Here is a 14,236-nt window from a genome sequence, read left to right on the forward strand (position 1 = left end):
GGGCCTGTTGCAGAGCATTTTCCAGCGCCATGGCTGCAGCGAAAGCGTGGCCCGGGTGCTGGCCCACAACTGCGCCAGCGCCCAGCGCGATGGTGCCCATAGCCATGGGGTGTTCCGCATGCCCGGCTATGTTTCGACATTGGCCAGTGGCTGGGTCAATGGCCAGGCCACGCCGAAGGTCAGCGACGTGGCGCCCGGTTATGTTCGCGTCGATGCCGCAGGCGGCTTCGCCCAGCCGGCGCTGGCGGCGGCCCGTGAACTTCTCGTGGCGAAGGCACGCAACGCGGGCATTGCCGTGCTGGCGATCCACAACTCGCACCACTTCGCCGCGCTGTGGCCGGATGTGGAGCCTTTCGCAGACGAAGGCCTGGTAGCCCTGAGCGTGGTCAATAGCATGACCTGTGTGGTGCCGCACGGCGCCCGCAAGCCGCTATTCGGCACCAACCCCATCGCCTTTGCCGCACCTTGCGCCGAACATGACCCGATCGTCTTCGACATGGCCACCAGCGCCATGGCCCATGGCGACGTGCAGATTGCCGCGCGTGCTGGCCAGCAATTGCCGCAGGGCATGGGTGTGGATGCCAATGGCGAGCCGACCACCGACCCCAAGGCGATTCTGGAAGGCGGCGCCTTGCTGCCATTTGGCGGGCACAAGGGCTCGGCCTTGTCGATGATGGTCGAGTTGCTGGCGGCGGCGCTGACCGGCGGGCATTTTTCCTGGGAGTTCGACTGGTCGGGGCACCCGGGGGCGAAGACGCCGTGGACCGGGCAGTTGATCATTGTCATCGACCCGAACAAGGCCGAGGGCGAACGTTTTGCCCAGCGCAGCCGCGAGCTGGTCGAGCAGATGCAGGCGGTAGGGCTGACGCGCATGCCGGGCGAGCGGCGTTACCGCGAGCGCGAGGTGGCCGAGGAGGAGGGGGTGGCGGTGACCGAGCAGGAGTTGCAAGGCCTGAAAGAATTGCTTGGCTGACCCGGCCTCTTCGCGGGTAAACCCGCTCCCACAGGGTTATCACAGGATTCGAAAATTGTGCATGACCTGTGGGAGCGGGTTTACCCGCGAAGAATCCAGCACCAATCCTCAGCCATGCAATGTTGCATAGACAACCTTGCACAATAGTTGATGTTCCTGAGCCCGCACTCCGGGTATGCTCAGGGCTGCCTTTTCGAACTGTCCTGATCCAAGGAGCTGCACGCTGTGTTCAAACATGTCGATGCCTATGCCGGCGACCCGATCCTCTCGTTGATGGAAACCTTCAAGGCCGACCCGCGCGCCGACAAGGTCAACCTGAGTATCGGCCTGTACTACGATGAGGCCGGCGTGGTGCCGCAACTGGCGGCTGTGGATGCGGTGGAGAAACGCATCGCCGGCCAGGACCACGAAGCCTCTCTGTACCTGCCGATGGAAGGCCTGGCCAGCTACCGCCAGGCGATCCAGGCGCTGCTATTCGGTGCCGATCACCCGGCTGTTACCGGCGGGCGTGTGGCCACCGTGCAGACCGTAGGCGGTTCCGGCGCACTCAAAGTCGGCGCCGACTTCCTCAAGCGCTACTTCCCGCAGTCCGAAGTCTGGGTCAGCAACCCGACCTGGGACAACCACCGCGCCATCTTCGAAGGCGCCGGCTTCAAGGTGCACACCTACCCGTACTTCGACCAGGCCACCCGTGGCGTGGACTTCGAAGGCATGCTGACCACCCTGCAGACCCTGCCGGCCAACAGCGTGGTGCTGCTGCACCCGTGCTGCCACAACCCCACCGGCGCCGACCTGGAACAGCACCAGTGGCAACAGGTGGTTGAAGTGGTCAAGGCACGCCAACTGATCCCGTTCCTCGACATCGCCTACCAGGGCTTCGCCGAAGGCCTGGTGGAAGACGCCTACGCCATCCGCGAAATGGCCCGCGCCGGCGTGCCGTGCCTGGTCAGCAACTCGTTCTCGAAGATCTTCTCGCTGTACGGCGAGCGTGTCGGCGGCCTGTCGGTGGTCTGCGACGATGAAGCCACTGCCCAGAGCGTGCTCGGCCAGCTGAAGGCTACCGTGCGCCGCAACTACTCCAGCCCGCCCAACTTCGGCGCCCAGCTGGTTGCTGGCGTGCTCGGCGATGCCGCCCTCAATGCCCAGTGGGCCGAGGAAGTCGAAGTGATGCGCAAACGTATCCTCGACATGCGCCAGGCGCTGGTCGATGCCCTGGCTGTGCTGCTGCCAGGCCAGGACTTCCAGTTCTTCCTGCGCCAGCGCGGCATGTTCAGCTACACCGGCTTCAGCGTCGAGCAGGTGCGCCGCCTGCGTGACGAGTTCGGCGTGTACCTGATCGACAGCGGCCGCGTATGCATGTCCGGCCTGCGCCCGGCCAACCTGCAACGGGTTGCCGAAGCCTTCGCCGCCGTCCAGAAGTAACACCGTACCAGGCCGCTTCTGTGGGGCGCGGCCTTTGTAGGAGCGGCCTTGTGTCGCGAAAGGGCCGCAAAGCGGCCCCGGCAATATTCGCGGCGAAGCTGCAAACGTTGGGGGCGCTGCGCGCCCCTTTCGCGACACAAGGCCGCTCCTACATCTGTCAAATCCCTCCTGCAGTCCACGGGCACAACCCGCTTGTAAAGACAAGTGCAACCGCTCCTCGGAAAAGGGCTTCGCAAGTGCAACCTTTCCGTGCACAATCGCGCTCCCTTTTTCGGTTGAGTTGGGCGAAACGTCTATTTCGCCATTCTCAGCCTGTTGCAGTCTTGCGAGTGGAGCTTCACCCGGAATGAATGAGCAGGCCCCAAGCGTTGAACAACGCTTTGCAGAATCGACCCCCGCCACCCTCGGCAGCTGGTCGCGTCACGACACCACCTGGATGCTGGGCCTGTTCGGCACAGCGATCGGCGCCGGAACCCTGTTCCTGCCGATCAACGCCGGCCTTGGCGGCTTCTGGCCGTTGCTGATCCTGGCCATGCTGGCCTTCCCGATGACCTATTTCGCTCACCGCGGGCTGACCCGTTTCGTCCTTTCCGGGCGCAATGACGGCGATATCACCGAAGTGGTCAAGGAGCACTTCGGCATTACCGCCGGCGCCTCGATCACCGTGCTGTACTTCTTCGCGATCTTCCCGATCCTGCTTATCTATAGCGTGGCGCTGACCAATACCGTGTCCAGCTTCATGGAGCACCAGCTGCACATGCAGCCGCCGCCACGGGCCATCCTGTCGTTCGTGCTGATCCTCGGCCTGCTGGCCATCGTGCGCTGCGGGGAGCAGGCCACGGTCAAGGTCATGAGCCTGCTGGTCTACCCGTTCATCGTCGCCCTGGCATTGCTGGGCCTGTACCTGGTGCCGCACTGGACCGGTGGCATTCTCGACAGCGCCACCCAGGTACCGCCAGCTTCGGCCTTCCTGCACACCCTGTGGCTGGCGATTCCGGTGATGGTGTTCTCGTTCAACCACTCGCCGATCATCTCCGCCTTTGCCGTCGACCAGAAGCGCCGCTACGGCGAGCATGCCGATGAGCGTAGCGGCCAGATCCTGCGCCGTGCCCACCTGCTGATGGTGGTGATGGTGCTGTTCTTCGTGTTCAGCTGCGTGCTCACCCTGAGCAGCGCCCAGCTGGCCGAGGCCAAGGCGCAGAACCTGTCGATCCTGTCGTACCTGGCCAACCACTTCAGCAACCCGACCATCGCGTTCGCTGCACCGCTGATCGCCTTCGTGGCCATTGCCAAGTCGTTCCTCGGCCACTACATCGGCGCCAGCGAAGGCCTGAAGGGCATCATCACCAAGGCCGGTGCACGCCCGGCGGCCAAGACCCTGGACCGGGTGGTTGCCGCGCTGATGCTGGTGGTGTGCTGGATTGTCGCCACCCTCAACCCGAGCATCCTCGGCATGATCGAGTCGCTCGGTGGCCCCATCCTCGCGGTGTTGCTGTTCCTGATGCCGATGTACGCCATTCGCCGCGTGCCATCCATGCGCAAGTACAGCGGTGCTGCCTCCAACGTGTTCGTGGTAGTCGTCGGCCTGGTTGCGCTGACCTCGGTGGTATACGGCCTGTTGGGCTGATACGCCATCCGCAAAAGTAATGCCCGGGGCGCTTGTAGCCACCCGGGCATTTTTTTTGTCCACAAGAATTGTCCGGTAATAGAACAATTTCACTGCCCCCATAGGCACCCGGCCGCCTTCATGCTTAACTCAGTGTCCTTTTCAAACCCGCATAAGGATTTCGTCATGGCTCAAGTGACTCTCAAAGGCAACCCGGTTCAGGTCAACGGCGAGCTGCCGAAAGCCGGCGCCCAGGCTCCGGCTTTCTCCCTGGTAGGTGAAGGCCTGGCTGACAAGTCGCTGACTGACTACGCCGGCAAGCGCAAGGTGCTGAACATCTTCCCGAGCGTCGACACCCCGACCTGCGCTACCTCCGTGCGCAAGTTCAATGCCCAGGCCAACGATGTGGCCAACACCGTGGTGCTGTGCATCTCCGCCGACCTGCCGTTCGCCCAGGCACGCTTCTGCGGCGCCGAAGGCCTGGACAACGTGAAGAACCTGTCGACCCTGCGTGGCCGCGAGTTCCTCGAAAACTACGGCGTGGCCATCGCCGATGGCCCGCTGGCCGGCCTGGCTGCCCGTGCCGTGGTGGTGCTGGACGAAAACGACAAGGTGCTGCACAGCGAGCTGGTTGGCGAAATCGCTGATGAGCCGAACTACGATGCAGCGCTGGCTGTACTGAAGTAAGAGTTGTGTGGGGCAGGGCGGGCGTCGATCGCCTGTGCCGGCCCCTTCGCGGGTAAACCCGCTCCCACCGGTACTGCACAATGCTTCAGGACTGCGCGGTACCTATGTAGGAGCAGCCTTGTGCTGCGAAGAGGCCATTACTGCCACAGAGTCTCTTTTGCCGTGCCGGCCCCTTCGCAGCACAAGGCTGCTCCTACAGGTAGTGCACTGCACCTGTGGGAGCGGGTTTACCCGCGAAGGGGCCGGCACAGGCAATCGAAACCTTTCAGCCCGCCACCGCTCCAGGCAACACCCTGTAAACGGCCCGGAACGCTTTCCGGGCCGTTTTCATTTAAAGTTCAACCCCTTGGCAACGTCAGGCAAAGGTAAACCTCTGGTAAAGGCGCTTTGCTAAAACGATGCCAGTGCTTATCGTTCATTCTCCCCAAGCCGTCATTCCGAACAAGGTTCGTTCAACCCATGCAAGTGTCCAATTCCCGCTCCCCTCGTCGCTGGCTCGTCGGCCTGCTGATCCTGCTGCTGGTGGCTGCACTGGCCTGGTGGCTGTGGCCCGCAGCGACGCCTGCGCATAAAGAAGCCGGTGGCGGGCGCGGCGGCAAGGGCATGGGCATGATGGGCGGTCGCCCGGGCTTCGGCGGCTCCAGCGACCCGGTGCCGGTGCGCGTCGAGCCGGTGCGGGTGGGCGACTTCCCGCTGTACTACAAGGCCCTGGGCACAGTCACCGCGACCAACACCGTCAACGTGCGCAGCCGCGTGGCTGGCGAGCTGGTCAAGATCCACTTCAAGGAAGGCCAGCAGGTCAAGGCCGGCGACCTGCTCGCCGAAATCGACCCGCGCCCGTACCGCATTGCCCTGCAGCAGGCCGAGGGCACCCTGGCGCAGAACCAGGCGCAACTGAAGAACGCCCAGGTCGACCTGGCCCGCTATAAAGGCCTGTACGCCGAAGACAGCATCGCCAAGCAAACCCTCGACACCGCCGAAGCGCAGGTGGCACAGTTCCAGGGGCTGGTGAAGACCAACCAGGCGCAGGTCAACGACGCCCGCCTGAACCTCGATTTCACCCAGATCCGCGCGCCGATCAACGGCCGCGTAGGCCTGCGCCAGCTCGACCTGGGCAACCTGGTGGCGGCCAACGACACCACCGCGCTGGTGGTGATCACCCAGACCGAGCCGATCAGTGTTGCCTTCACCCTGCCGGAAACCGAGTTGAGCACCGTGCTGGAGCGCTACCGCAGCGGCGCCAGCCTGCCGGTCGAAGCCTGGGACCGCAGTGACAGCAAGCTGCAGTCCACCGGCGTGCTGGGCAGCATCGACAACCAGATCGACACCACCACCGGCACCCTCAAGTTCAAGGGCCGCTTCGAGAACAAGGACCTGGCCCTGTTCCCCAACCAGTTCGTCAACGTGCGCCTGCTGGCCGACACCCTCAAGCAGGTGACCATGGCCCCGGCGGCGGCCATCCAGTTCGGCAATGACGGCTCCTTCGCCTACGTGGTCAATGACCAGAACACGGTCAACATCCGCAAGCTCAAGGTCGGCGCCAGCGACGGCGAGAACAGCGTCATTCTCGAGGGCCTCAAGGCCGGCGACCGCCTGGTGCTGGAAGGCACCGACCGCCTGCGCGAAGGCACCAAGGTGGAAGTTGTCGAAGACAGCTCGCAGGTGCCGACCACCCCGGGCCAGCACCTGCAAGGCCAGGAAGCCAAGGGTTCGGCAAGCACTGGCGATGTGCAGCCCGGTCAAGCACAGCCTGGTAGCGCAGCAGGCAAGGCGGGCGCATGAACCTCTCGCGTCTGTTCATTCTGCGGCCGGTTGCCACCACGCTGAGTATGCTGGCCATCGTCCTGGCCGGCCTGATCGCCTACAAGCTGCTGCCGGTTTCCGCATTGCCGCAGGTGGATTACCCGACCATCCGGGTCATGACCCTGTACCCAGGCGCCAGTCCGCAGGTCATGACCAGCGCGGTTACCGCGCCGCTCGAACGTCAGTTCGGCCAGATGCCAGGCCTGGAGCAGATGGCCTCGACCAGCTCCGGCGGCGCCTCGGTGCTGACCTTGCGCTTCAACCTCGACATGAACATGGACGTTGCAGAGCAACAGGTGCAGGCCGCGATCAACGCCGCCAGCAACCTGCTGCCCAGCGACCTTCCGGCGCCGCCGGTGTACAACAAGGTCAACCCGGCCGACACCCCGGTGCTGACCCTGGCCATCTCCAGCAAGACCATGCCGCTGCCCAAGCTCAACGACCTGGTCGATACCCGTGTGGCACAGAAGCTCGCACAGATCAGCGGTGTGGGCATGGTCAGCATTGCCGGTGGCCAGCGCCAGGCGGTGCGGATCAAGGTCAACGTCGATGCCCTGGCAGCCAACGGCCTGAACCTGGAGGACGTACGCACCCTGATCGGCGCTTCCAACGTCAATCAGCCCAAGGGCAACTTCGACGGCCCGACCCGGGTGTCGATGCTCGACGCCAACGACCAGCTGCGTTCCCCTGAGGAATACGCCAACCTGATCCTGGCCTACAACAATGGCGCGCCTCTGCGTCTGAAGGATGTTGCAGAAATCGTCGACGGCGCCGAAAACGAGCGCCTGGCTGCCTGGGCCAACGAAAACCACGCCGTGCTGCTGAACATCCAGCGCCAGCCGGGCGCCAACGTCATCGAAGTGGTCGACCGCATCAAGGCCTTGCTGCCGTCGATCACCGACAACCTGCCGGCCGGCCTCGATGTGTCGGTGCTCACCGACCGCACCCAGACCATCCGCGCCGCGGTCAAGGACGTGCAGCACGAACTGCTGATCGCCATCGCCCTGGTGGTAATGGTCACGTTCGTCTTCCTGCGCCGTTTCAGCGCCACGCTCATCCCGTCGATCGCCGTGCCGTTGTCGCTGATCGGCACCTTCGGCGTGATGTACCTGGCCGGTTTCTCGGTCAACAACCTGACCCTGATGGCCCTGACCATCGCCACCGGTTTCGTGGTCGACGACGCCATCGTCATGCTGGAGAACATCTCCCGGCACATCGAGGAGGGCGAGACGCCCATGCAGGCGGCGCTCAAGGGCGCCCGGCAAATCGGCTTCACCCTGATCTCGCTGACCTTCTCGCTGATCGCGGTACTGATCCCGCTGCTGTTCATGGCAGATGTGGTCGGCCGCCTGTTCCGCGAGTTCGCCATCACCCTGGCGGTGGCCATCCTGATTTCCCTGGTGGTATCGCTAACCCTCACGCCGATGATGTGCGCGCGCCTGCTCAAGCGCGAGCCCAAGGAAGAGGAACAGGGCCGGTTCTACCGCGCCAGTGGCGCCTGGATCGACTGGCTGATCAGGCACTACGGCAGCGCCCTGCAGTGGGTGCTCAAGCGCCAGCCGCTGACGCTGCTGGTGGCCGTGGCCAGCCTGGCGCTCACCGTATTCCTGTACATGGTGGTGCCTAAGGGCTTCTTCCCGGTACAGGACACCGGGGTGATCCAGGGCATTTCCGAAGCGCCGCAGTCCACCTCGTTCGCCGCCATGAGCGAACGCCAGCAGGCGCTGAGCAAGGTGATCCTGCAGGACCCGGCGGTGCAGAGCCTGTCGTCCTACATTGGTGTCGATGGCGACAACGCCACGCTCAACAGCGGCCGCCTGCTGATCAACCTCAAACCCCATGGCGAGCGTGATGTCACTGCCAGCGAGGTAATCAACCGACTGCAGCCGCAAGTCGATCGGCTGGTGGGCATCCGCCTGTTCATGCAGCCGGTGCAGGACCTGAGCATCGAGGACCGGGTCAGCCGGACCCAGTACCAGTTCAGCCTCTCGTCGCCCGACGCCGACCTGCTGGCGCAGTGGAGCGGCAAGCTGGTGCAGGCGCTGCAGCAGCGCCCGGAACTGGCCGACGTGGCCAGCGACCTGCAGGACAAGGGCCTGCAGGTGTACCTGGTGATCGACCGCGACATGGCCGGCCGCCTGGGCATCAGCGTGTCGCAAATCACCAACGCCCTGTATGACGCCTTCGGCCAGCGTCAGATTTCGACCATCTACACCCAGGCCAGCCAGTACCGCGTGGTGCTGCAGTCGCAGGATGCGGCGGTGATCGGCCCGCAGGCGCTGGAGTCGATCCACGTCAAGGCCACCGATGGCGGCCAGGTGCGCCTGTCGGCGCTGGCGCGCATCGAGCAGCGCCAGGCCCAGCTGGCCATTTCCCACATTGGCCAGTTCCCGGCGGTGACCTTGTCGTTCAACCTGGCCCACGGCGCTTCGCTGGGCAAGGCGGTGCAGGTGATCGAGCAGGTGCAGAAGGACATCGGCATGCCGCTGGGCGTGCAGACCCGCTTCCAGGGCGCGGCGGAGGCTTTCCAGGCATCGCTGTCGAGCACCTTGCTGTTGATCCTGGCGGCGGTGGTGACCATGTACATCGTGCTGGGCGTGCTGTACGAGAGCTACATCCACCCGGTGACCATTCTTTCGACCCTGCCGTCGGCAGCGGTCGGCGCCTTGCTGGCCTTGCTCATCAGCGGCAACGACCTGGGCATGATCGCCATCATCGGCATCATCCTGCTGATCGGCATCGTCAAGAAGAACGCGATCATGATGATCGACTTCGCCCTCGAGGCCGAGCGCCAGCAGGGCATGAGCCCGCGCGATGCCATCTACCAGGCGGCGCTGCTGCGCTTCCGGCCGATCCTGATGACTACCCTGGCCGCGCTGTTCGGCGCCGTGCCGCTGATGCTCGCCACCGGTTCCGGTGCCGAGCTGCGCCAGCCGCTGGGCCTGGTGATGGTCGGCGGGTTGCTGGTCAGCCAGGTGCTGACGCTGTTCACCACCCCGGTCATCTACCTGTACTTCGACCGCCTGGCCCGCCGCTGGCGCCCGGCCACTGACGTGAAGCAGGCCGAGGCATGAACCTGTCCGGTCCTTTCATCCGTCGCCCAGTTGCGACGATGCTGTTGAGCCTGGCGATCATGCTGCTGGGCGGGGTCAGCTTCGGCCTGCTGCCGGTGGCACCGCTGCCACAGATGGACTTCCCGGTAATCGTGGTGTCGGCCAACCTGTCAGGCGCCAGCCCGGAAGTGATGGCGTCCACCGTGGCCACGCCGCTGGAGCGCAAGCTGGGCAGCATTGCCGGCGTGACCACCCTGACCAGCAGCTCCAACCAGGGCTCCACACGGGTGATCATCGGCTTCGAGATGGGCCGCGACATCGACGGTGCGGCGCGCGAGGTGCAGGCGGCGATCAACGCCACCCGCAACCTGCTGCCCAGCGGTATGCGCAGCATGCCCACCTACAAGAAGATCAACCCGTCGCAGGCACCGATCATGGTGCTGTCGCTGACTTCGGACGTGCTGCAGAAGGGCCAGCTGTACGACCTGGCCGACACCATCCTGTCGCAGAGCCTGGCCCAGGTGCCCGGGGTAGGGGAGGTGCAGATCGGCGGCAGTTCGCTGCCGGCGGTGCGCATTGCCGTCGAGCCGCAATTGCTCAACCAGTACGGCCTGTCGCTGGATGAAGTACGTACTGCCGTGTCCAACGCCAACCAGCGCCGGCCGATGGGCTTTGTCGAGGACGCCGAGCGCAACTGGCAGGTGCGCGCCAATGACCAGCTGGAAAGCGCCAAGGACTACGAGCCGCTGGTGATCCGCCAGCAGAACGGCACCATCCTGCGCCTTTCCGACGTGGCGACCATCACCGACGGCGTCGAGAACCGCTACAACAGCGGCTTCTTCAATGACCAGAGCGCGGTGCTGCTGGTGGTCAACCGCCAGACAGGCGCCAACATCATTGAAACGGTCGACCAGATCAAGGCGCAGTTGCCGGCCCTGCAGTCGCTGCTGCCGGCCAGCGTGCAACTGAACGTGGCCATGGACCGTTCGCCAGTGATCAAGGCAACCCTCAAGGAAGCCGAGCACACCCTGCTGATCGCCGTGGTGCTGGTGATCCTGGTGGTCTACCTGTTCCTCGGCAACCTGCGTGCTTCGCTGATCCCCAGCCTGGCGGTGCCGGTCTCACTGGTGGGCACCTTTGCGGTCATGTACCTGTGCGGCTTCTCGCTCAACAACCTGTCGCTGATGGCGCTGATTCTCGCCACCGGCCTGGTGGTGGACGATGCCATCGTGGTGCTGGAGAACATATCCCGGCACATCGAGGACGGCCAACCACCTATGAAAGCGGCCTTCCTGGGCGCCAAGGAAGTGGGTTTCACCTTGCTGTCGATGAACGTGTCGCTGGTGGCGGTATTCGTCTCCATCCTGTTCATGGGTGGCATCGTGCGCAACCTGTTCCAGGAGTTCTCCATCACCCTGGCGGCGGCGATCATCGTGTCGCTGGTGGTGTCGCTGACCCTCACGCCGATGCTGTGCGCCCGCTGGCTCAAACCGCACCAGGCCGAGCCGACACGTCTGCAGCGCTGGAGCGAACACTTGCACCAGCGCATGGTCGATGCCTATGACCGCAGCCTGGGCTGGGCCTTGCGCCACAAACGCCTGACGCTGATCAGCCTGCTGGCCACCATCGGCATCAACATCGCCCTGTACGTGGTGGTGCCGAAAACGCTGATGCCGCAGCAGGATACCGGCCAGCTGATAGGCTTCATCCGTGGCGACGATGGCCTGTCGTTCAGCGTCATGCAACCGAAAATGGAAATCTACCGCCGCGCCTTGCTGGCCGACCCGGCAGTGCAGAGCGTTGCCGGCTTCATCGGTGGCAACAGCGGGACTAACAATGCCTTTGTGCTGGTGCGCCTGAAGCCGATCAGCGAGCGCAAGCTCGACGCCCAGAAGGTGATCGAACGCCTGCGCAAGGAAATGCCCAAGGTACCCGGCGGGCGCCTGTTCCTGATGGCCGACCAGGACCTGCAACTGGGCGGTGGTGGCCGTGACCAGACCTCTTCGCAGTACCTGTACTCCCTGCAGAGCGGAGACCTGGCGGCCCTGCGCGAATGGTTCCCGAAAGTGGTGGCGGCGCTGCGTGCACTGCCGCAACTGACTGCCATCGACGCCCGCGACGGTGCCGGCACCCAGCAGGTGACCCTGGTGGTCGACCGCGACCAGGCCAAGCGCCTGGGCATCGACATGGACATGGTCACCACGGTGCTGAACAACGCCTACAGCCAGCGGCAGATCTCCACCATCTACGACAGCCTCAACCAGTACCAGGTAGTGCTCGAGATCAACCCGAAGTACGCCTGGGACCCGAGCACCCTCGAGCAGGTGCAGGTGATTACCGCCGACGGTGCCCGCGTACCGCTGTCGACCATTGCCCACTACGAGAACAGCCTGGCCAACGACCGGGTCAGCCACGAAGGCCAGTTCGCCGCCGAAAGTATCGCCTTCGACGTCGCCGAAGGCTACAGCCCCGACCAGGCCATGGCGGCGCTGGAGCGTGCGGTGGCCAAGCTGGGCTTGCCCGAGGAAGTGATCGCCAAGCTCGGCGGTACCGCCGATGCCTTTGCCAAGACCCAGGAAGGCCAGCCGCTGATGATCCTTGGCGCGCTGGTGCTGGTCTACCTGGTGTTGGGCATCCTCTACGAAAGCTACATTCACCCGCTGACCATTCTCTCGACACTGCCCTCGGCCGGCGTCGGTGCCTTGCTGGCGCTGTACGTCACCGGCGGCGAGTTCAGCCTGATCTCGCTGCTGGGGCTGTTCCTGCTGATCGGCGTGGTGAAGAAGAACGCCATCCTGATGATCGACCTGGCCTTGCAGCTGGAGCGCCACCAAGGCCTGACACCGGAAGAGTCGATCCGCCGGGCTTGCCTGCTGCGCCTGCGGCCGATCCTGATGACTACCCTGGCGGCCATCCTCGGTGCCTTGCCGCTGCTGCTGAGCCGCGCCGAAGGTGCGGAAATGCGCCAGCCTCTGGGCCTGACCATCATTGGCGGCCTGGTGTTCAGCCAGGTCCTCACTCTTTACACGACACCGGTGGTCTACCTGTACCTGGACCGCCTGCGTCACCGTTTCAACCGTTGGCGTGGCGTGCGCACCGACGCCGCCCTGGAAACCCCGCTATGACTTTTGCCCAGACCCCACTTCACCGCGCCCTGCAGACGCTGACCCGTGGGCGTGGCTCGCGCCTGCTCGGCGCCGGGTTGTGCGTCGCCTTGCTCAGCGCCTGCACCCTGAGCCCGGACTACCACCGCCCGGAGCTGAGCAGCACGGCGCAGTTCAAGCACGCCGAAGGCTGGACCCAGGCCACGCCGTCCGATGCCATCGCCCGCGGCGCCTGGTGGGAAATCTACGGCGATGCCGGGCTCAATGCACTGGTCGAAGAGCTCAACCGCAGCAACCAGACCGTGGCCCAATCGGAGGCCCAGTATCGCCAGGCCCAGGCGCTGGTGCGCAGCAGCCGGGCGGCGCTGTTCCCCAGCCTGGACCTGAGCGTCGGCAAGACCCGCTCGGCCCAGGGTACCGGCAGCTCCAGCTCGAGCCTGTCCAACAACAGCAGTGGCATTCGCAACACCTACAATGCCCAGCTCGGCGTCAGCTGGGAAATCGACCTGTGGGGCAAGCTGCGCGAGACCCTGAACGCCAACGAAGCCAGTGCCGAAGCCAGTCTGGCCGACCTGGCCTCGATCCGCCTCAGCCAGCAGTCGGAACTGGTGCAGAACTACCTGCAGTTGCGGGTGATCGACGAGCAGAAACGCCTGTTGGAAGCCACCGTGGCAGCGTATGAACGTTCCCTGCGGATGAACGAAAACCAGTATCGCGCTGGCGTCGCCGGCCCTGATGCAGTGGCCCAGGCGCGTACCCAGCTCAAGAGCACCCAGGCCGACCTGATCGACCTGGTCTGGCAGCGCGCGCAGTTCGAGAACGCCATTGCCGTGTTGCTGGGCAAGACCCCGGCGGACTTCGCCCTGGCCGACAGCAAATCCATTCCGGCGCTGCCGCAAATTCCGGTGGCCTTGCCTTCGCAGTTGCTGGAGCGACGCCCGGACATCGCTGCGGCCGAGCGCAACGTGATGGCTGCCAACGCCAACATCGGCGTGTCGCGGGCGGCGTATTTCCCGGACCTGAGCCTGAGCATGAGTGGCGGTTACTCCAGCAGCAGCTTCAGCAACTGGATCGAACTGCCCAACCGCTACTGGTCGGTGGGCCCGCAGCTGGCGCTGACCTTGTTCGACGCCGGCAAGCGCAGTGCCGAGGTGGACCGCACGGTAGCGGTGTACGACCAGACCGTGGCGCAGTACCGCCAGACCGTGCTCGACGGCTTCAAGGAAGTGGAAAACCTGCTGGTGCAGTTGAAGGTGTATGGCGATGAGGCGGTGGTGCGCCAGGAGGCACTGGATGCTGCCCGCGAGTCGCTGCGTCTGACCGAGAACCAGTACCGCGCCGGGCTGATCGGCTATCTGGATGTGGTCAACGTGCAGACCACGGCGCTGAGCAACGAGCGCAGTGTGTTGAACCTGCTGCAAGGGCGCCTGGTGGCAAGCGTGCAGCTGGTTGCCGCGCTGGGTGGTGGTTGGGATGCGGAACAGGCGTTTGCCGAGCAGGACTGAAATATTGGCAGTGCTTTGTGGGAGCGGCCTTGTGTCGCGAAAGGGCCGCAAAGCGGCCCCAGGTTCTCGGCACAATGGCTGAT

Annotated in this window: 8 protein-coding genes; all 8 read left to right on the forward strand. The window is 64.6% G+C overall.

Annotated features, from left to right (window positions below; translation table 11 throughout):
• A partial coding sequence (locus RR51_RS16955; protein WP_039614181.1) for an Ldh family oxidoreductase occupies positions 1-973 on the forward strand: 973 nt, incomplete at its 5' end.
• A 225-nt stretch (positions 974-1,198) separates the two neighbouring features.
• Positions 1,199-2,395, forward strand: coding sequence for an amino acid aminotransferase (locus RR51_RS16960; RefSeq protein WP_039614182.1), 1,197 nt, complete (start codon positions 1,199-1,201; stop codon positions 2,393-2,395).
• Between the two features lie 346 nt (positions 2,396-2,741).
• A complete protein-coding gene (locus tag RR51_RS16965; protein WP_013972981.1) occupies positions 2,742-4,022 on the forward strand; it encodes a serine/threonine transporter in 1,281 nt (426 codons plus the stop codon).
• A 165-nt stretch (positions 4,023-4,187) separates the two neighbouring features.
• Positions 4,188-4,688, forward strand: a complete 501-nt coding sequence (gene tpx / locus RR51_RS16970; protein WP_039614183.1) for a thiol peroxidase — start codon at positions 4,188-4,190, stop codon at positions 4,686-4,688.
• Between the two features lie 459 nt (positions 4,689-5,147).
• Positions 5,148-6,470, forward strand: coding sequence for an MdtA/MuxA family multidrug efflux RND transporter periplasmic adaptor subunit (locus tag RR51_RS16975; protein WP_039614184.1), 1,323 nt, complete (start codon positions 5,148-5,150; stop codon positions 6,468-6,470).
• Positions 6,467-9,565, forward strand: a complete 3,099-nt coding sequence (locus RR51_RS16980; RefSeq protein WP_039614185.1) for an MdtB/MuxB family multidrug efflux RND transporter permease subunit — start codon at positions 6,467-6,469, stop codon at positions 9,563-9,565. Before RR51_RS16975 ends, RR51_RS16980 begins: the two co-directional genes overlap by 4 nt.
• On the forward strand, positions 9,562-12,669 hold the full coding sequence (locus RR51_RS16985) for an efflux RND transporter permease subunit (protein ID WP_039614186.1): 3,108 nt from the start codon (positions 9,562-9,564) through the stop codon (positions 12,667-12,669). The genes RR51_RS16980 and RR51_RS16985 overlap by 4 nt, the downstream gene beginning before the upstream one ends.
• The gene (locus tag RR51_RS16990) at positions 12,666-14,153 is read left to right on the forward strand and encodes an efflux transporter outer membrane subunit (protein WP_039614187.1); all 1,488 of its coding nucleotides are present in this window, start codon (positions 12,666-12,668) and stop codon (positions 14,151-14,153) included. Before RR51_RS16985 ends, RR51_RS16990 begins: the two co-directional genes overlap by 4 nt.
• Positions 14,154-14,236: the final 83 nt, after the last annotated feature.

This window comes from Pseudomonas sp. C5pp (assembly GCF_000814065.1).
Lineage (GTDB): Bacteria > Pseudomonadota > Gammaproteobacteria > Pseudomonadales > Pseudomonadaceae > Aquipseudomonas > Aquipseudomonas asiatica.